The organism is Pseudoalteromonas sp. 1CM17D (assembly GCF_023161805.1).
GTDB lineage: Bacteria > Pseudomonadota > Gammaproteobacteria > Enterobacterales > Alteromonadaceae > Pseudoalteromonas > Pseudoalteromonas atlantica.
The window spans coordinates 48,198-68,039 of sequence record NZ_JALNTP010000011.1 but is presented as its reverse complement, the minus strand read 5'-3'; the positions used below and the strand labels follow the sequence as shown (position 1 = coordinate 68,039).

Sequence of the window (19,842 nt, the reverse complement as noted above, 5' to 3'; positions counted from 1 at the left end):
ATTCGGCATGACAAAAACACTTTTATTACTGACCATAATATAACCACTTGTATTTAATGTGCTTTTAAATCTCAATTAAGGTTAAATAACACACAAAAAAAGATTAAAACCCCCTCAACCTGCCTGATATATTTTTTTTATATATACCGCGTTATTTTTATATTTGGCCGCTTTTACCGAATTAATTGGTCAACCAAGATAAAGATAGTAGACCTTTGGCTAACTAATTCGCTGCCAATAACGCAGCGTTACTAACACTGAGTTTAGTAATGCTGCGCTTTAGGTAAAAAGGTTTAGCCAAAATTTAGTTAAGAGAGTACGTCGCGATTCAAAAAGCTTAGGGTTAATAGCCCACACACATACAAAAAAACCCAATTAGCGGCATACGCTAATTGGGCTTTAAAGTGGGGATCACTGGTTTTGTGTTATAGCTTAAAGCTCATTCCTAAGAATAAACGTGGGCCGTAATCGTTTACTTCACCTAGGTTATCTTCCACAAAGAAGTCTTGTGACTTAGGTGCGCTAAACAAGTTAATGGCTTCAGCTTTAACTCTAAAGTGCTCGTTAATTTTATACGATGCACGCATTTCCCATACACCTACGGCATCAACATAACGTAAGCGGGTACCATTACTGGTATATGGTTGGAAGTATTCACTACGGTATTTATAAATAATGGCCGTATCAAAGTCACCAATTTGGTAATACAGTTGGCTGCTAAATACATGCTCTGAGAAGCCCGGCACCGAGCCAGGTTCAATAATACCGGCAGTTAATTGGGTAGTATTGCCATCTAGGTCGGTAACGTATGTATCGCCATATAAGCTATCTTCAAACTCAAAGTCAGTATCTGCAAAGTTATAGCCAAATTTGACACCAATACCATTATCCCAACGGTACGAGAACGATGCTTCTAAACCCAGTATATCGCTATCATTATCGGTTGTTACCGAATTTGTCACTGGTAGTGATACCGTTTCACCGCCAACCACATAGTCTTCAATCACAGTTTGTTGCTGGAAGCCACCTTGGAACTGTTTGTAGTATAGGCTTAGCGCTAAAATAGAATCTTCATTAGGGTACCATTCAAAGGCTAAGTCGTAGTTCCATGACATTAATGGTTGAGTATCAGGGTTACCTGAACCATCTACGGTTAATAAGTCAGAAAGCGATAGCGCAACAGATTGATCGTCTGTTACAAAGTCGCGATCATAGCCTAAATCAGATGGGTCAGCACGTGACATACCACGGTAAATACCCGCGCGCAGTAAAATGTCTTCACTGTAATCAACTACTAAGTTAAAGCTTGGTAAGTATTTAGTATAACCACCGCCGCTTTCGGTTCTTTCTAGTGAATCCCCTACATCGAGGGTTACAGCGCCTGTAGTTTCATCTACATCTACAGTGTAATTTGTTCTAAAGCCTACTGAGGTTACATCAGTATCAACAATACGCAGGCCGAAGTTACCACGAATAAACTTACCAAATACTTCAGTGTCGTAGTTTGCCATTAAGTACACTGAGGTGGTTTTTTCAGTAACATCTATGGTACCGGCATTTTCGTACTCAACATCAGGGTAACCAAATTCACCTGTATAGTCAGCGTCTGTAGCCGCTACGGCTTGAGAGAAACACACGTTATCGTAGGTCGCCCACGAAGAACCTGTCCCAGAGCTTATTACATTACCGCTACTATCTACATTTGTTACTAAGTTGCCATCCGATACGCTAGATAAAAAATCAGATTCTGGGAAGTCAATTTGACAGCCTTGAAGTATCTCCAATGCTGAGTCATCGCCTATCGTGTACTCAGTACGAGACCCATTACCTTGGCTACCACCAAACTGTATAAAGCTTAGTTCTGAGGCTCTAATACCCCCTTCAATACTGGTAAATATATCGCCCTCTAACGCGTAGTCAAAATCAATACGCGCCGATTTAACTACGTTTTCACGAACGTTTTCACGGTCTAAACGTGTACGTAAGCTATCTGTAAAGTTAGAAATATCAGTTACATCAAAGTCAGTTAACGTGAAGTGAGGAATTTCATCGCCCATATCCCAGCTAAACAAATTACGGTCTGCGGTTCTACCACGGTTAGAAATTTGTAGCTCTTCACGCTCAGTTTTTGAATACGCTAAATCAAGATTTACAGTAAGGCGGTCGGTTACCGTGTGCTCAATATTAATACCATAACCTTGGTAGTTTTCTTCACGTGAGAATTGCTCGCCCGCCGATTCAATACGTTCTTCACCTTCCCAATGTAAAATTCCGCCTACATCGTTAGTAACAAGCGTTGGGCCTGTTAAACCAGGTGTTGCGCGTTTTTGTAAAAAAATTAAATCGTGGCGTGCTTCTCTTTGTGTTCTGTCAGAGATTTGTGCATCAAAGTTAACATCCCACTCAGACGACGGCTGGTATTGCATTGCAATAAATACTGCATCACGCTCATCTGAGGTTTCATTTTGACGATAGCTGCGGCTACTGCCTGTCCATGCGTATGGAGTGCCATCGCTTTCGGCTTTGCCTGTTTCTGGGTCGATGTTTGTTTGATAACCTTGATTGTTACTGCCACTTACTTGGTCTTCACAATCACCTGCGCTGCTTCTGTAAAAGCCTTCATTCGTATTAGTTGGGTCATTTAAACATGCCCAAAGTGAAGAGCCCGATGGGCTTGAGCTTCTGTATTCGGCCTCTGGTTGGCTAATATCTTGGCGCTGCACACCAAAAGACACCCCCACCGCTTGGCCATCGGCAAACTCAAATTGGTCAACATAACTAAACGTACCACGATAGCCTGTATCACTTTGCAGTGAGTTTTCTACATTACTTTCATCTGGATTGTAATTTAGTTTTACTTCGCCTTGTACGCGTTGCTTGCCGTAATCTAGCGGGGCAATCGTTTCAAGTGCAATCACACCAGCTACGCCACCTTCAATCATTGAAGCATCTTGGGTTTTGTAAATAGCGACCTTTTTTACAAGCTCTGATGGAAACTGTGAAAAGTTAACCGAGCGGTCACCACTACCATTGGTAGCTTCACGGCCATTAATATGGGTTGCGCTTAAAAATGGGCCTAAACCACGAATGGTGATTTCGGTAGCGCCCCCGTTTTCACGATGAGATGCGGCACCGGTAATCGACTCAAGCGCTTCACCAATTGACAGCGCGGGTAAATCACCAATATCTTCTGCAGATAAACCATCGACAACTGTTGTTGCCTCACGCTTAATTGCAATTTGATCTTGTATGGTTCTACGAGTACCTGTAACGCTGATGATTTCTACATCTTGCTCTACTTCAGTCACTTTTTCTTGGGCTTCTTGCTGAGCAAAAGCATTAAATGACAATGAACCTGCCATACCTGCAAGTAAACTTGCTCTAATTAACTTAGCAGCAGGTGAAAGTGCAAAATGATTACAAACAGAGCTGTTTGTAGAATGTTGACGTCTTCGATCCATTTTTAACGACATGCCGCGTTCTCCTTTATCATTGTGTGTGTTGTGCGTAGTTTGCTATTTTTATAAATATTAATAATGTGCAGTGTGGGCTTATTCATCTTGTGCCACCCATGTAGAGCCTGCACCTACATCAGTGCTTTGGATGTAGTATAAGTTTCTTGCACCTGCTAAGGCTTGTGCTCCATTTGAGTCAGTCTCAAGCAGCGTACTTGTAGCAGTGACAAACTCTGGGATTTCTTTACCATTTGCTTCTGGGTTTTGGTCAATAGCGCCATCGGTGTCGTATTCACCATTGCCATTTACGTTTCTAATATCAACCCAAAGGTCGCTCGCATCGCCCGACTCATAACTGTCACTAAAGCCAAAGCTGTTAGAGAACAGTGATTCAGTATGGTTAATTAGGTCACAGTCGTATTCAAAAGAGTGATCGCTCGACAGCTCGTTAGGGTAAAAGAAACCATAAACAAGCGCGCTGCTTTCAATGGTGTCTTCATCAGTTTGATCGCCCACCCCATTAGCATTTAAATTACCGTTGAAGTTAATTTCAAATGCATTTTTAGTTAAACCATACAGTACAGGGGCATTTTCTGCGGTAAGCTCATCACAATCTCCAACAGGTGCCTTTGAACCTATTTCTGTACTAAATACAAATGGTTGCTGTGAATTAAGTACCGTATTGTTTGTCACATTAAGGGTAAAGTCGCCTGCGCCATCAAGCACAGCTTGGTTACCTCCATTTGGCACCCCGCCATCAGCTTGTGAAAATGGGTTAGCGGTAAATACAATACCACCGGCTTCTTTATTACCAGAACGAATACCAGCGATGTAGTTATTGCTTACAGTGTGGCCTAAAGGCGTAACTAGCACGCCGGCAGGACGATCGCTTGAACTTGCAATATCAGTGGTACGAATAATAATGTTGTCTGATACCGTATTAAATCCACCATCTTCAAGCGAAATACCGCCATTAGGATTTAAAATGGTATTGCCTTTAATCGTCGCGCCAGAGGTTTGTACGCGCATTAAACGTCGGCCTGTAACAAAGTTTTCTACTCGGTTATATTGAATAGTAAAGTTTGCATCATCAGCAGAGCCTGTACCTGTTGTACTACCTGCGTTAATTAAGTGCAGGCTAGAGTTACCAAAATTTGGGTTGCTGCTGGTACCTGTGAAAAGGTTATATTGAATAACGTGGTTAGTGCTCGATGAAGACATTTTTATCACCGAACCATTTTCTGCTTTATCGCGGTTGGCAAAGGTATTACGCTCAACCATTGCGGCGTCGCCTTTAAGCATTAACCAATGGTAGGTAGAATTATTTAACGTCTCTGCTTCACCATCGATAGTATTTTGTGTAAATGTGAAGTTGTCACCCTCAGAATAAATAACGGCATCTTCTTCGGTTTCACAAAAGCCACCCGATTTAGTATCAATATTTTTAAATGTAAGGCCTTCAATACCCGCGCCATCAACCCCACTGGCTACATGAATACAAAGCTCGCCACTAATTACCGGGCTTTGTCCTTCAACAGCTTTAAGTGTTGCTGCGCTGGTTAGCATAATGGCATCAAGATCGGCATATACACCGGTATTTAAACCAAGCACATCGCCATCACCAAGCCCTGCATTAATAGCACCTAATAGCGCATCCGCATCGCTTATCACTTGCGTGTACACTACTGTATCGGCGGCGCCCGTAATTGTGCTTGAAAAGCCATCGTTATCGGTATAACTCGCAGTGACCGATATAATCGCGCCAGCTTGATTAGTTGGCGTAAATGTTTTGCTGTTGGTATCGGCAATTGCTACGCCATCAGCAAGCCAAGTGTAGGTAACGTTTTGCTCATCTACCCCATTGTTATCGCTAATTTCAGCGGTTAATTCGCTAGTCACTAAATAAGGCGTAGCCCCTGAGATGGTGATACTACCCGCTTCATCTACAGCCTCTGCAGAAACAGCAATGGTTGCCTCAGAAAGGTTGTCTTCGGTAAAACCGTGATCGTCCGTGTAGGTAACCTGCACGGTAATAAATTGCCCTAATAATGACTCATCTACAACGTAAGTGCTTTGCGTAGCACCACTAATTGCAACCTCATCAGCAAACCACTGGTAAGTAATTGTGCCGCTTGCGCCATCTTCATCTGTTATTTCGGCTGTAAGTGTATTACCCACCGTAGGTGTGCCAATAATCGCCACCGACCCTTCTGAATTTGCACGCTCTACTGGCGCTGTGGCAGTTGATGTAGCTGACTCTGCAAAGCCTCTGTTATCTTCAAATGCTGCATTTACAGTTATAACTTTACCTAGTTGCGATTCGGTAATAGTGAAGGTTGCTAAGGTTTCATCGGCAATTTCAACATCATCTGCAAACCATGTATATGCTACAAGCGCCGGATCAAAACCATTTTCATCCGCTACATTAGCACTTAGTTCATTACCTATAATTGCATCACCGTTAATTTCTACCGTGGCCGCAAAAGGAATAGCTGACACTTCATCGGTGGGCTCACTTAAATGTGACTCATTAACACCGCTGTCATCTGTATAAAGTGCTTGTGCTGTAATTGCAAAACCAATTTGCTCATCTGTTAATGTAAAAGTTGCGTCATTAGCGCCACTTATAACTTGTCCGTCGGCGTACCAGTAGTAGCTTACTTCGCCAGAAATACCATCGGCATCATTTACGCTGGTCGACAATGTTTCGCCTGTTAACGCTGTGCCTGATAGAGCAATAGAGCCCAATGTGTTGTTATTATTATTTGAATCCGTGTCACAACCTATAATGGCAGCTGCAACAGCACATAATGCAAAATGTTTTAATTTCATCATGGCTCTATTCTCCTTAATTGTGTGGTTTAGTATTTAGCAGGTGTTATGTGTGATTTACCAAATACCCAGTGTGTTATTACCAAATTATTTTATTTTTACGCTTCATTGTTAACCAACTTGGTAATATAAGCATAATAAAAACACTTTTACCACTATATTCGTTCAAAATTCATCATATTTTATTAACTGAAAGTTAACTTACGTCTACACCTAATAACGCAGCGTTATTACCAATATTAATTTCACGAATAGATAAACAAGCAACCTTTATGAACAATTGGTTTTACCGAAAGAGTTGCTCTGTATTAGTACGTAGCGCGATAAGCACATAAATAATGGAGGGGTGGAAAGCACAGGCGTAAAGCTTTAGCTGTAATAGCCTATAGGTATGAATTTTTGATGTGTATATAAAATAACGTAGCCACTGCGTTTAACTCACTATTAGTCAGCAGTGGCTTACGTTTTATTTAAAAGGCGTAAGAGCACAATAACCGCCCTTTAGTACTGAGGCCTTAGTCAGGTTTAATAAACCGTAGAATTAAAGTAAGTCACAGGTTCACTAGAGCCTAAAATAACAGGCACACGCTGATGCAGCTCATCGGGCTGAATATCTAAAATACGCATGCCTTTAGAGGTGGCTATACCGCCTGCGTTTTCAGTGAGCATTGCCAGCGGGTTAGCTTCGTAAAGTAAGCGTATTTTACCGTTTTCATTACCCGCGCGCGTATCTTGCGGGTACATAAATACCCCGCCACGGCATAAAATTCGGTGCACATCACCAACCATGGCTGCATTATAGCGAATTGAGCTTTTAGCAAATTCTTCTGATGTATACAGTAATTTATCAAAGTAAACTTGTGTTGCTTCATCCCAGTATCGGTAATTTGCCATATTAACCGAGAACTCACGGCTTTTACTCGGTACTGCAAGCTCTGGTTTTGTAAGCAAAAAGCCACCGTGGGTTAAATCGTGTGTATAACAGCGGGTTGGCCCACCTGTACTCATTACTAGTAACGACGATGGCCCATACAGCACGTAGCCTGCACAAACCTGGTTAGTACCGGGTTGATTAAATTGCTCATCACTATCGTAGGGCACATCTGCTTTTGCTGGGTAAATGGTAAAAATAGTGCCTATTTGCCCGTTAACATCAATGTTTGATGACCCATCAAGGGGATCAAATGCCACAATATATTTACCATCAGGGTGGGCGCCTACTGCATTATCTTCTTCTTCAGATGCCACTGTTTTTACAAGATCATCATCAATTAAGGTATCTTTTAACAGTTGATTGGCAATGACATCTAACTTTTTTTGCACCTCGCCCTGGATATTTTCGTTAAGGGTAGAGCCTAAAACACCCGCAAGCTCACCTTGGCTTACTCTAAACGCTATTTCTTTTGTGGTTGCTAATAGCGTGCGAATTAACATAATAAGGTCGGTTTCAACCCCATCTTGCTTTAATACTTTATTCAGTCTTTTCATGCGCTATACCTGTTCACACAATTAAGGTCGTCAAAACATTGGATCAGGCGAGCCACCATATGCTGCTCCGACTGACGTAACCACACACGTGGATCATAGTATTTTTTATTGGGTTTATCTTCGCCATCAGGGTTACCAATTTGGCCTTGCAAGTAGTCTTGTTTTTCTTGGTAGTAGTTTAATACCCCGTTCCAACTCGCCCATTGGGTGTCGGTATCAATGTTCATTTTTACCACCCCGTAGGTTAGCGACTCAGCAATTTTACTGTGCTCAGAGCCACTCCCACCGTGAAATACAAAATTAATAGCGTTATGCTCTAAATTAAATTTTTCAGCTACATAGGCTTGCGAGTCGCGTAATATGGTAGGTGTTAATACCACATTGCCAGGCTTGTATACGCCGTGAACGTTACCAAACGAAGCAGCAATGATAAAATTAGGGCTTATTTTACTAAGTCGCTCATAGGCGTAGGCTACATCTTCTGGTTGAGTGTAAAGCGCAGAGCTGTCGAGGTGCGAGTTATCAACCCCGTCTTCTTCTCCGCCGGTACACCCGAGCTCTATTTCAAGTGTCATGCCTATTTTTGCCATGCGCGCTAAATAACGCTCACAAATTTCTATATTTTCTTCCAGTGGCTCTTCTGACAGGTCAATCATGTGCGATGAAAAAAGCGGCTTACCTGTTTGCGCAAAATACTTTTCGCCTTCATCTAATAAACCATCAATCCAGGGCAGTAGTTTTTTTGCTGCGTGATCTGTGTGCAGCATGACAGCAACGCCATAGTGCTTCGCCACATTATGCACATACTGTGCAGCACTTATTGCCCCAACAACGGCAGATTGCTGGCCCTCTAGTGCTAAACCTTTACCACAAAAAAACTGCGCTCCCCCATTAGAGAGTTGAATAATGACCGGCGACTTCATTTTTTTTGCGGCCTCTAAGGTGGCATTAATTGACGATGTGCTCACCACGTTTACAGCAGGCAATGCATACTGATGCATTCGTGCATGTTTATACACTTCGCTTACTTCATCGCCAACAACAACGCCTGGTGCAATGGTTGGGGCTAAATAATTCATTTTTTGCTCCTTGCTATTTTAAAGCCTCGATACAAGAGTCTGTAATGGCTTGCCAATTACCCTGCGTTACCCATTCTTTTTTAGCAACCCAGGTACCGCCTACTGCAAATACATTGTTTAACGACAAGTAATCCATTTTATTTTTTTCGCTTACACCGCCGGTCGGGCAAAAGCTCACTGCACGAAATACAGATGAGACAGCAGAGACAAACGGCGCACCACCAGCAAGTGAAGCAGGAAAGAGTTTTTGCTCTTCAAAACCATACTCAAGTGCCATTAATATATCGCCGGTATTTGATACACCTGGCAATACTGGCACGTTACACTTAACCAGCTCACTTAATAGTGTAGGCGATACAGCGGGAGTAACTATAAAATCTGAGCCTGCTTCTAGCGCTTGCTTTAAAATTGTTTCGTTAATAACGGTGCCTGCGCCCACTTTTAGCTGTGGAACCTGTTCTTTAATGGCTTTAAGCGCATCAATTGATGCATCTGTTCTAAGAACAACTTCTACCAAAGTTAGGCCTGCCTCTGCCATTGCTTTAGCAATGTTTACACCTTGCTCTGGCGTGTCTGCTTGAATTATAGGTAGCAGAGTTTGCCCTGCCATTAGTTCAGAAAAGCGAGTCATGCGTTATTTCCCTTATTTTAAGTAATCGTGCTACTTAGTGTTATAAATTGAGTAAATTAGCCAGTTAGAGACCTGATTTGGCCATGGCTTGTTGAAAAACATCTTTTGGTGCAATAGCACCGGGTTGCTGAATAACAGCGCCGGCAGCCTGCGCGCCCAGCTTAACCGCTTCGCTAATTGGGCGCCCATCTAAGCGCGCTCCTAAATACACGCCGTTAAAGGCATCGCCTGCGGAGGTTGTATCAACAACGTTTTTAACCGGCGTAATACTGTGGCTTTGCACTGTATTAGCCTCTTTTGTAATGACTGAATCGGGGCCGTTTTTTACTATAATTTCGTTAATGTTGTACGGAGCCAAATAATCAATTACCGCTTCTACACTTTGCACGTTGTAAAGCGTTTCTAAGTCTTCAACGCCGGGTAACGTAATATCGGCTAGGCTAAATGCACTATGGTATTGCGCTTTAGTTTGCTCAACGTTATCCCAAAGTCGCGCACGGTAATTTGGGTCAAATACTATTTTTACACCCGCGGCTTTAAGTTGCTTTACTATGTCCCAAAACTGCGCTCTTGCTTGCTCTTCTATTACGGCTAAAGAAATACCCGAAAAGAAAAACATATCACCCGATGACAGCTGCTTAACGAGCTCAGGGCTGATAAATTCAACCACCTTTTTGGCTGCTGAATCATCACGCCAATAAATAAAACTGCGCTCGCCTAGCTCGTCCGTTTCTATGTAATACATACCTGGGACTTTACTGCTATGAGCAAATACATAGTCTGTATTTAATTGCTCACTTGCAAAACGCTCACGCATTTTTTTACTTAAGTTATCTTCCCCTAAAGCGGTAATAACTGAGGTGGTGATTTGTGGGAAACAACGCTTTAAGTAAACAGCCGAATTGTATACGTCACCTGCAAATGACTGATGCAATGTAGAGGGAACAGTCGCTCTTAACTCAATCATGCACTCGCCAATAAAGTAAATATTTTTCATTATTATCACTTACCTTAGGTAGTAAATGGCTGTGAGAAACACAGCCATTGCCAACAAATTAGTTAGGCTTTTTCAATGGTTCAATTTTTGGAATTAAGATCCATACAGCTGCCATTGCAATAATTGCTAAAGACGCGCCTATCACAAACGCCGGTGTATAATTACCATCCGCTGTTAAAATAGGTACCAATGACGTAAGGCCTACAGCACCTAATTTAGCGGCCATGCCAGAGAAGCCCGACAACGTACCTACCGCTTTTTTACCCAGTAAGTCGCTTGGTAAGGTTTGCACGTTACCAATGGCGGTTTGAAAACCAAATAAAATAACAGCCATAATAAGTACCGCAATTACCGGCTCGCCTGGGTTTGCCATTGCAAGCAGCGCCGGCAACATAATTAGACACCCTAATGTGATGGTCAGCTTACGCGTTTTATCGGTATTCCAGCCTGCTTTAAGGCGGTTTTGGGCAAGTAAGCCACCAAACCAAGCACCAAACATAGCGCCTACATACGGAACCCAGCCATAAATACCAATCGATTTAACATCCATGCCATACACTTCGTTTAAGTAAATTGGTATCCAAAAAACAAATAACCACCAAATAGGGTCGATAGCTGCAGAGGCTATAATTACGCCCCAGCTTTGCTTACGAGAGAGTAACTCGCCTGTAGACGGGTTATATTCTTCTTCGTCATCGCTTGTTACATCGCCGTTATCATCAACGCGTCTTTGTCCGGTAAGAATGTACTCACGCTCTTCTTCACTTATCCAAGGGTGAGAGCCTGGAGGCGCTTTTACCAATATAATCCAAGGAACTAACCATAAAAAACCTAAGGCACCAACAAATACAAACACCATTTGCCAGCTAAAATACACGGTTAAATAAGCAATAAGCGGGATAGCAATAATGCCACCAATGGCTGCGCCAGAATTAAATATACCTTGCGCTAAAGCACGCTCTTTAGTTGGGAACCACTCGGCATTACCTTTAGCTGCACCGGGCCAGTTACCAGCTTCGGCTACACCTAAAATTGCACGGAAAATACTTAAGCTAAGCACCCCTTGTGCAAAAGCATGGGCAACAGTGGCTAATGACCACACACCAATTGAAAGCACAAAACCTAAACGCGTGCCAACCCAGTCAAAAATTTTGCCAAAAATAGCTTGGCCAAATGCATAAGCAAATACGAATACTATAGAAATATTAGCGTAAATTTGTTTACGCTCTAAAGCAGATTCATCAGGGAACATTTCTTCCACAATGTCTGGCCATAAAACGCTAAGCGCTTGACGGTCGATGTAGTTAATAATGGTAGCAAGTGCAATTAGCACTATAACCCACCAGCGTAAGCCTTGAATTTTCATAGGTTATTCCTCAAGAAAGTCTTCGCGAGCTGGGCTAAAGGTATCAATCAGTATACCGCCAGTTGGGCACGTTGCACCGTGATCAGCAAAAGGAGGAATAAAACAGCTATCACCCGCTTTTAAGATTTTAGTTACGCCATCAATGTTAAAGTGAAACTCACCCTCAACCACATACGTTACTTGCGAGTGCCTGTGTGCATGGTTATAACCAATTGCCCCTTCTGAGAACCAAATTTTCACGGCCATTAGCTCTTCGTTATAGCCAAGCATTTGGCGTTTTAAGCCATTACCTAAATCTTCAATCTCGGTTTCGTTACCAAATGAAAAGTGTGCACTTTGCTTTTGCATCCTGTTTACTCCTGATTATTCTTCATCGCATAAACGCCAAGGCGGCCATTTAAGGTGAATGCTTTATTTTGATATGTGAATGTGTGTTTAGCTGCTTTATCGGCTTTGTTGATAGCAACCAAATAGGTATTATTTTTTACTTTAACTTCAATTAGGTCTAAGTGCTCTTGCGCGTCATACTTAAGTGACGATACACGGCTAACAGCCTCTAGGGTATATTCTTTACTTGGGTTGTATTCACCGTGAGGCTCAAGTACTGAAATAAATTTATGCTGTTTTTTACCTTCTACACGGCGAATGTAGCCATTTTCGTTACGAAGGTTAAAGTGTGGATCGTTTGCCCCTATTTGCGTAAATAAGAAAGACTCATCCCCTTTTACTAGGCTAGTTTGTGTATAAAAACGGCCGTTGTCGTTTAACCACGTTACCTTTGCTAGGCCTTCATCTGGTTGCGCTTGTGCTTTTAACCATAAATGTTGATAGCCATTTTTATCACCCAGCGCAGCTAAGCTTTTGGTGTTACCAAGTAACTCAAAGCTGGTATCAATTAATTGGCCTTTGTAATGCAGTGGTAAATCAATTTTATGGGAGGAATCTGCAGTCACATTAAAAATATCAACTGCAAGCGTGCTTTCAAGCATAGGTAAATTAATTAATGCTAAGGTGCGTTCAAGCTCAACACCTTTGTAAGCGGTGCTTATTTGCCCACTTGACACCGTTCCGTATTGGTTTGTTTCAAAGAAATTAAGCGTAGGATGATTGTTATTACCCACTTTAACATTTGCATTAAAATGCGAGGTTTCATCAATCACAACCGTATTGTGTGCCACGGTATGTTTTGCGTAAGTTTCGTTTTCTGGTAGGTAACGACCGCCGTATTTAGCCTCAACATTTAAAAAACGTGCAGCGCCATAATCAGATACAATTTCATTGCCATGATCGTAAAACTGCCATGTTAATTTATCAAAATGTCCATGCCCTAAACCCTGTGCAGCAGGTTTAAATAAAAGTGCTTGGTCGCCGCCAGTTTGCGTACGCATTACTACCAACGCCCCTTGCTCGCCATCGTTACCATCGCCAAACGCTACCGATTTAAATACATAAGGGGTTTGCTTATTTTTATCCAGTGCTTGAGCCACTTTTAGGCCATCGCCAGAGAGTATTATTTGATTTTGCTTTTTAGCTATATCTAAGTAACCAGTATCGTGTGTTAAACCATAAGCGGCTGTTACACCGTGTACCAGCTCTATTGTGTCTATACCTTTACTTTTAATTGCATCGTTTATCGGGAAAAACAAACCGTTATAGCTTAGCTGAATAGTGGTATCAATGGCTTTAAGTAATATGCCATCGCGATATTCAAAAATGTCTCGCTGCGGTTCGTTGTTTTCAATTGCTTTAGCAAAGGTAACAAACGGAAGTAGTGCAAAGCGTTGATAATAAGGACCTTCGTTGTAATAGCCTTGTGGCGAAAACAGCATGTCTAGCTGCTTAATAAAGCCACCCTCGCCCGATTTATCTAAATCGTAAAGAGACTTTTCGACCCACTCAGATTCATCTAACACATACCCTGCCATGCCTACACCGGCTGTAGCCCACGTACCATGGTTATGTACCTTGTTAAAGGTTGATGGCTGGCCTTGTGATAAAAATAACGATACTGGACGCAGTAAGTCATTTTCAATGGTTTTAATATTAGCGGCGCTTAACGCATCATGCACTAAATCGTATGCTTGAATGGTATAAACAAGCCACATGGCCTCATTAAGGCTTTGCCAAAATAGTTTACCTGGGTTTTGCGACTTAACTTTGCGCTTAGGGTGTACATCAAGTGTTGGGTATAATTTGGCATACTCAAGCAACATATCACGTACGTAATGAGCGTATTTATCATCTTGGCTTAGCTGATAAATAACACCGGCGTTATACATAAGCTGATAATTTTTTTTGTGTCGTTCGTGGGTATACCCTCCCCCACCGTCTTTTGGTACAGGCACTGTTATAGGGCTTTTAATTTGCTCATCTACTTGTGCTTTAAGCGCTGCAAATGCGGTGGCAAACTTACCCTGTTCATTGTTGCTAATTGCTTGGCGCATTTGCTTTACATCATCATTGGTTATTACCAAATTTGGATGCGCTGCGTAGGCGTTTATCGATAAAACTAAGGCACTTACAGTAACACCCAGCGTTTTAAATAATGACTTATTTTGGGTTAAATTCATCATTGTTAGTTCACCTTATTTAAAACGTTGTTATTTTTAATCGTTGCCGTGTGCGGGCCCGCTACACGTAACTCTTTTACGCTTGGCGCTTGAGTTGCATCAAAGGTGTTATCTGTAATGGCTGTTATTGGCTCACCAACCGTGTGCTCAATTTTAATCGGTGCCGATTTTTCAAATACGTTGCTTGCAATATTTGTGACTTGTACACCGTGCGCATACACACTCGCTTGCGCCTTGTTGCGCTTACCTAAACCTACTTTAGTTAGGGTGTTATTGGTCATTAATAAATGCGGACCAAAGGTGCTTTCATCACTTCCACCTCGGTATAACTTAACGACGCCACCGGCTACCTCATTAAAGGTATTGCTTTTAAGTGTTACATACTCTGCGTTATAAATACCTAAGTCTTCTATTTCGGTATCAAGACGTAAAATATCGCCAGTTACATTTTTAAAGGTATTATTTACTAACGTGATTTCATCTGCCATAGCCCCTTTACCCGTTACAAAAAAGTGAAATGAGTGATTAATATTAAGATTAGTTAATTGTGAGTTGTATATTTCAAAGCGGTAGTTATCAACCATGCCCCACTTTTTAGTACGTACCACACTATTATTAATGGCATCAGGTGCGTTTTCACCCGAGATAACTAAACCATCTAGCTTTAAGCTACCGCCATCATGAATTTCGAATAAGGTGGAGCGTTGGTAGGTCAGCTTAGCTTTACCAGTATGTTTAGCCTTGAGGGTAAGCACTTTTGTTATTTTAACGAGTTTAGATACATCGTATTGACCATCTGCAAGCTCTAATACATCACCCGTTTGGGCTGCATTGATTGCGTTAAGTAAGGCATCTGCAGTTGCTTTAACCTGGTGAGTTTCACCCGTATCAAATGCCACAACTTGCTCTGTTTTTGGATACCAGCTAACGCCGGTATCGGCCTTTTTTAGCACCTTTAAACCGCGTTTAGCACCTGCACTAATTTTGCTTGATTCAGGATACAGTAAACCGTTACTAGCTCTGGTTAGTGTTACATTTTGCTGTTTAACACCGTAATTTAACTCTTTTAATACCTGGGTATTAGCTACATTTTCACTAAATTTAATACCGCTTACATCATCAAAGGTTGTAAAGGGCTGCTCGCCATTTTGATTAATAATAAGGTTATTTTTCATTACGCTATTAATTGGCGCAGCGCTACGCTCGCTATCGCTACCTGCGCCAAGTTGTATATGACGCACATTTACATAGGTATTGTTTTCAATTGTCGCGTTTTCTACCTGATGGTAGCGATTTATTGGTGAGTTAGGTACGCCGTTCATAACCGTAAAACCACTGCCAAAGCGGTAGCCTGTTAAACCTTCTAAGTAGTTATTTTTTACTGTTTGGTTTTTATTAATGATGCGAATACCACCTGTGTGATCTACACCGTTACCAAAAAAAACGTTCTCTTGAATAATATTGCCATTACCATGGCGCAACGTTAGTGTGCCGCGAGATTCAAAAAACACATTATTGCGGATTTGGTTTTTCCCTGATTTAACCGAGATTATTTCTACTTCGCCGTTAGTACGTTCAAAGTAGTTGTTTTCAACTACGGTAAATGAATCACTTAATGAATAGTGGCTAGTACCAATGCGCAGTGTTTCACCGCCGTTAGATCCAAAAGTAGGACGATAACCAAAGAAATTATGATCAATTTGATGGTGGTTTTGTTGGCTTTGCTCACTATTAAGCCTTACTGCAACCGTAACGCCTTTGTTACGTTTACCTACTAAGTGGCTGTGATCAAAACGATTGTGTTTACCATATAGAGCCACCCAATAGTCTGATTCTCGTTTATCGGGGTTATTGTAGTTATCGATAACAACTTGTGTTACGCGGGAGTGAGTAGCAAGCTCATCTTTATTTTTACGAAATTCAATAACGGCTGAGCTAGGCGTATAACCATTTTTAAATACAAGCCCTGACACTTCTAAATATGAACCCGCCAGTCTTAAATTAGATTGCCCTGATAAAATAACGTTACCCTTGGTTTGCGCTGTAAGCTTTATAGGGGCGTTTTTGGTTCCTTGGCCTTGTAATAAAATTTCGAAATTAGACCACGTTCCGTCTTTGAGAGTTACTTTATCGCCGGCAACGAGTTTGTCAGAGATCTCTTGAAAAGCTTGTTTAGTGTCTACAAAATAATCTTTGGCTGCCAATTGTGTGGATGTGCACCCAATAAGAACTAGGCTAAGCTTTATTATATTAATTAAACGCATAGATAACTCTTTTTCAGTGTGACCGGAAGTAATGCCTTATCAATAGTAATGCTGCACTCATTGCACAAAGCAGGTTAAATCTAGCCAATTGATGTTGTGTGTGTTTTGGTGCTTTAACTACGTTAAAGCACCCAATGTTGTCGGTATTACTTTTCTAGAGTTTTAAAGTAATCAAAAATTTCTGGTACGTTGCCTTGCCCCATACCTGCATCAAATGCCGCTTGTAAGTTAGCAGATGACCCTTCAGCAATTTTTGATTCAGTCCCAAGGTCTGAAACCATTTGTAGGAAGTAGCCTAAATCTTTGTTTGCATTGGCAATTGAAAAACCAAGGTCGCTTACATTGTCTACCGCGTAGTTTTTACAAAATTGCATAAATGGAGAGCTAGAAGGCCCTGTCGACATAATGTCAAATAGTTGCTGGCGGTCTACACCGGCTTTGTCTGCTACAGCAAACGCTTGTGACATAGCACATACTGTGGTCATACCCATAAAATTATTGATTAACTTAGTTGTATGCCCTGCGCCTAGCTCACCTAGGTGAAATACGTTTTCGCCTTGATCTTCAAGTACAGGTTTAACTTTATTGAAGGTGTCAATATCGCCCGCTGCCATAATATTTAATAGGCCGTCTTTAGCATGGGCTGGAGTACGCCCTAGTGGTGCGTCAATCATGCCTGCGCCTTTAGCGGCTAGATCAGCACCAATTTTTTTAGTAGACGAAGGAATTGATGTACCAAAATCAATTAATACCGCGCCTTCTTTAATACCCGCTAAAATGCCATCTTCTGCGTAGACAATTTTTTCAACAACTGCTGATGTTGTTAAACAAAACATAATTATGTCTGCACCTTGTGCAAGCTCTTTTGCAGTGCTTGCTGTTTTTGCGCCTCTGCTAACGCATGCAGCAACCGCATCTTTGTTTAAATCCATAACAATAAGCTCATAGCCTTTGTTCTGTAAGTTTTCGGCCATATTGCCGCCCATTAAGCCAAGGCCGATAAAACCGATTACTGGTTTAGACATGAATAACTCCTAAATATGATGGCGCGTGCTTTTATGAGTACGAGTAATGATTTACCCCATAAATAGGTACGCTGTGTCGTTTAATTCAATTTGCTAAAGTAACCCTGAGCATGTTCGTTTGAATAGATAACCCGCCGCGTTATTACCATTTGAGCGAATAAAAACAGAGTGATTACACGCTGTATATTGTTGACCGGTTACGTATTTATTTCGTTATGCTTAGCATTGCTTTGATTATTTATTAATACCTTGGAGAAGCTAAAACCAAGCAACTTACCAATTGGTATGTAAAAACTGTATTACCATACACCAATCTTGTCAACCAATAAGTTAACTTTGTAAACCAAGGTAATTTACAATTCATTTCAAGTTAACAAAATAACAATAATAAACAATTAGTTATAGGTAGTATGGAAATAAAATTAATTCAACGCACTTTTCCCTTCTTTGGTTAGAGCTTAATAAAAAATAGGTTGACCAATAAGTGCAACAACTTTATAAACTCGTATAAATAGCGTGGCTATAATTACATTGTGCACTAACCCATTGTTGGTAATACCACTAATTTAGTGTGCTAATATTATGGCAATGCGTGGTTGTAAATGCCTAGCCTTGCCCACATTTAGCTTAAATTGCCCGAACTCAGGTTAAGAAGTTTACTTACGTATTAAATCGTACTGATATTTTAATTTATTTCACAAGCCGAGGTTTTCAGTGAAGGCAAAGCCACTTGCGCGGCAATAGCTAGGCTTATTGCAAGTAAATTTGACGCAATGAGTGCGCAAATAGCTGGTTAATATAAACTTATTGTTCACAGTTAAGGTAAAATAAGCCCCTAGGTATATGGCAGGCTCTGGCCTTTGCAATGCGGTTATGGATACCCCATAAAGACGCTATGCTCCACACCTATTTAAATTTAAACTCACAGAGGTAACCTAAATGCGTTTATTACACACAATGTTGCGTGTAGCCGACTTAGAAAAGTCACTTTCTTTTTATACACAGATTTTAGGAATGAAAGAATTACGCCGTTCTGACAACGAAGAGTATCGTTATACATTAGCTTTTGTAGGGTATGGTGAAGAGGATAGTAATACTGTGTTAGAGCTTACTTATAATTGGGATGAGAATAGCTACGATCTTGGTAATGCATATGGCCATATAGCTATTGAATTTGACGATATATACAAGGCATGTGACGACATAAAGGCCGCTGGTGGAAACGTCAGTCGAGAACCGGGGCCAGTAAAAGGCGGCACAACAGAAATTGCTTTTGTGAAAGACCCTGATGGCTATTCAATTGAGCTTATTCAGAAAAAGAAAAACAAAGCTCACTAGGCAATAAAATTTATCAAAAAGGTGCCTAGTCGCACCTTTACCTTAGTTGGCTATCTTTACTTGCTCGGCGGTTTACGCCAGCAACGCCTTTGCCTTTAGCCTCAAGCTCGCTTTGACACGCCACACAGTGCCTAACACCTGGCAGCGCTAACCTGCGTGCCTGTGGTATTTCACAATCACACTCATCACAGAATTCAGCACTCGCGCCTGAGATTAAACTTTGCCTTGCATATTGCACTGCGTCATTAACACTTGCATCGATTTGATCTTGAATTGCGCCATCACGCGCCCAACCACTTGCCATAATTAACTCCTAATAATGAGAAATTAAACTAAAAGGCTAGCAGCACAGCGCTTTATAAATGCTGAATATTTTGTATTGGCTTTATTGAGTAAGCTATTTAAAGGATGAATAAATATGGTTAAGAGTAATTTGTAATTTAGTTGTGCTATCCATTTTATCTACACATGCAGTTATAAGTATGTATTTTTAACGCAGCTAGCAAAAATATTTATCACTGTAAATGAATAATTATTATTGCGGATTGGTCTTGAAAGCCTAAGAAGTTATACGTAGGTGATCATTAATTAAACAGATTGGTTTTTAGATATTGAAGAAAATTAAAAGTGTAAAACTAAAATTTTAACGGATAAACGGTAGAAATTAATGCGCTGGATAGCGCTGAGGAAGTAATAGCTTTATACCCTACTATAAATAGCAAGTGGCGTCCCCAAGGGGATTCGAACCCCTGTTACCGCCGTGAAAGGGCGGTGTCCTAGGCCTCTAGACGATGGGG

At 41.3% G+C, this 19,842-nt stretch carries 13 protein-coding genes; 1 reads left to right on the top strand and 12 read right to left on the bottom strand.

Annotated features, from left to right (window positions below; all coding sequences use genetic code 11):
* Positions 1–425: 425 nt before the first annotated feature.
* The 11 genes from MSC25_RS17110 to MSC25_RS17060 form a co-directional block, all read right to left on the bottom strand.
* Complete coding sequence (locus MSC25_RS17110; protein ID WP_248444022.1) at positions 426–3,473, bottom strand: TonB-dependent receptor; 3,048 nt, start codon at positions 3,471–3,473, stop codon at positions 426–428.
* 78 nt (positions 3,474–3,551) lie between these two features.
* On the bottom strand, positions 3,552–6,287 hold the full coding sequence (locus tag MSC25_RS17105; protein WP_248444065.1) for a poly(beta-D-mannuronate) lyase: 2,736 nt from the start codon (positions 6,285–6,287) through the stop codon (positions 3,552–3,554).
* A gap of 525 nt (positions 6,288–6,812) precedes the next feature.
* On the bottom strand, positions 6,813–7,775 hold the full coding sequence (locus tag MSC25_RS17100; protein ID WP_029772406.1) for a class 1 fructose-bisphosphatase: 963 nt from the start codon (positions 7,773–7,775) through the stop codon (positions 6,813–6,815).
* Positions 7,772–8,854, bottom strand: a complete 1,083-nt coding sequence (gene fbaA / locus MSC25_RS17095; RefSeq protein ID WP_248444021.1) for a class II fructose-bisphosphate aldolase — start codon at positions 8,852–8,854, stop codon at positions 7,772–7,774. The genes MSC25_RS17100 and fbaA overlap by 4 nt, the downstream gene beginning before the upstream one ends.
* Positions 8,855–8,867: 13 nt before the next feature.
* Positions 8,868–9,485, bottom strand: coding sequence for a bifunctional 4-hydroxy-2-oxoglutarate aldolase/2-dehydro-3-deoxy-phosphogluconate aldolase (gene eda, locus MSC25_RS17090; RefSeq protein WP_024034155.1), 618 nt, complete (start codon positions 9,483–9,485; stop codon positions 8,868–8,870).
* Positions 9,486–9,549: 64 nt separating this feature from the next.
* Positions 9,550–10,482: a sugar kinase gene (locus MSC25_RS17085; protein WP_248444020.1), complete on the bottom strand. Its 933-nt coding sequence runs from the start codon at positions 10,480–10,482 to the stop codon at positions 9,550–9,552.
* Between the two features lie 58 nt (positions 10,483–10,540).
* The gene (locus MSC25_RS17080; protein WP_055020381.1) at positions 10,541–11,848 is read right to left on the bottom strand and encodes an MFS transporter; all 1,308 of its coding nucleotides are present in this window, start codon (positions 11,846–11,848) and stop codon (positions 10,541–10,543) included.
* A gap of 3 nt (positions 11,849–11,851) precedes the next feature.
* Positions 11,852–12,196: a cupin domain-containing protein gene (locus MSC25_RS17075; RefSeq protein WP_004589273.1), complete on the bottom strand. Its 345-nt coding sequence runs from the start codon at positions 12,194–12,196 to the stop codon at positions 11,852–11,854.
* A gap of 5 nt (positions 12,197–12,201) precedes the next feature.
* On the bottom strand, positions 12,202–14,418 hold the full coding sequence (locus tag MSC25_RS17070) for a heparinase II/III family protein (RefSeq protein WP_248444063.1): 2,217 nt from the start codon (positions 14,416–14,418) through the stop codon (positions 12,202–12,204).
* A gap of 5 nt (positions 14,419–14,423) precedes the next feature.
* The gene (locus MSC25_RS17065) at positions 14,424–16,682 is read right to left on the bottom strand and encodes a chondroitinase-B domain-containing protein (protein ID WP_248444019.1); all 2,259 of its coding nucleotides are present in this window, start codon (positions 16,680–16,682) and stop codon (positions 14,424–14,426) included.
* A 146-nt stretch (positions 16,683–16,828) separates the two neighbouring features.
* Positions 16,829–17,707, bottom strand: a complete 879-nt coding sequence (locus MSC25_RS17060; protein ID WP_024034160.1) for an NAD(P)-dependent oxidoreductase — start codon at positions 17,705–17,707, stop codon at positions 16,829–16,831.
* Between the two features lie 939 nt (positions 17,708–18,646).
* Here MSC25_RS17060 and gloA point away from each other — a divergent pair.
* Positions 18,647–19,045, top strand: a complete 399-nt coding sequence (gene gloA / locus MSC25_RS17055) for a lactoylglutathione lyase (RefSeq protein ID WP_004589277.1) — start codon at positions 18,647–18,649, stop codon at positions 19,043–19,045.
* A 37-nt stretch (positions 19,046–19,082) separates the two neighbouring features.
* On the opposite strand, the gene MSC25_RS17050 is transcribed toward gloA, so the two are convergent.
* Positions 19,083–19,349, bottom strand: coding sequence for a DksA/TraR family C4-type zinc finger protein (locus tag MSC25_RS17050; RefSeq protein WP_248444018.1), 267 nt, complete (start codon positions 19,347–19,349; stop codon positions 19,083–19,085).
* Between the last annotated feature and the right edge of the window lie 493 nt (positions 19,350–19,842).

Excerpts from the sequence above, each read along its gene's own strand:
- MSC25_RS17070 (WP_248444063.1), bottom strand. The coding sequence starts at position 14,418 with ATGAATTTAACCCAAAATAAGTCATTATTTAAAACGCTGGGTGTTACT.
- fbaA (WP_248444021.1), bottom strand. The coding sequence starts at position 8,854 with ATGAATTATTTAGCCCCAACCATTGCACCAGGCGTTGTTGTTGGCGAT.
- MSC25_RS17105 (WP_248444065.1), bottom strand. The coding sequence starts at position 6,287 with ATGAAATTAAAACATTTTGCATTATGTGCTGTTGCAGCTGCCATTATA.
- MSC25_RS17050 (WP_248444018.1), bottom strand. The coding sequence starts at position 19,349 with ATGGCAAGTGGTTGGGCGCGTGATGGCGCAATTCAAGATCAAATCGAT.
- MSC25_RS17100 (WP_029772406.1), bottom strand. The coding sequence starts at position 7,775 with ATGAAAAGACTGAATAAAGTATTAAAGCAAGATGGGGTTGAAACCGAC.
- MSC25_RS17075 (WP_004589273.1), bottom strand. The coding sequence starts at position 12,196 with ATGCAAAAGCAAAGTGCACACTTTTCATTTGGTAACGAAACCGAGATT.
- MSC25_RS17085 (WP_248444020.1), bottom strand. The coding sequence starts at position 10,482 with ATGAAAAATATTTACTTTATTGGCGAGTGCATGATTGAGTTAAGAGCG.
- gloA (WP_004589277.1), top strand. The coding sequence starts at position 18,647 with ATGCGTTTATTACACACAATGTTGCGTGTAGCCGACTTAGAAAAGTCA.
- MSC25_RS17110 (WP_248444022.1), bottom strand. The coding sequence starts at position 3,473 with ATGTCGTTAAAAATGGATCGAAGACGTCAACATTCTACAAACAGCTCT.
- MSC25_RS17080 (WP_055020381.1), bottom strand. The coding sequence starts at position 11,848 with ATGAAAATTCAAGGCTTACGCTGGTGGGTTATAGTGCTAATTGCACTT.
- eda (WP_024034155.1), bottom strand. The coding sequence starts at position 9,485 with ATGACTCGCTTTTCTGAACTAATGGCAGGGCAAACTCTGCTACCTATA.
- MSC25_RS17065 (WP_248444019.1), bottom strand. The coding sequence starts at position 16,682 with ATGCGTTTAATTAATATAATAAAGCTTAGCCTAGTTCTTATTGGGTGC.
- MSC25_RS17060 (WP_024034160.1), bottom strand. The coding sequence starts at position 17,707 with ATGTCTAAACCAGTAATCGGTTTTATCGGCCTTGGCTTAATGGGCGGC.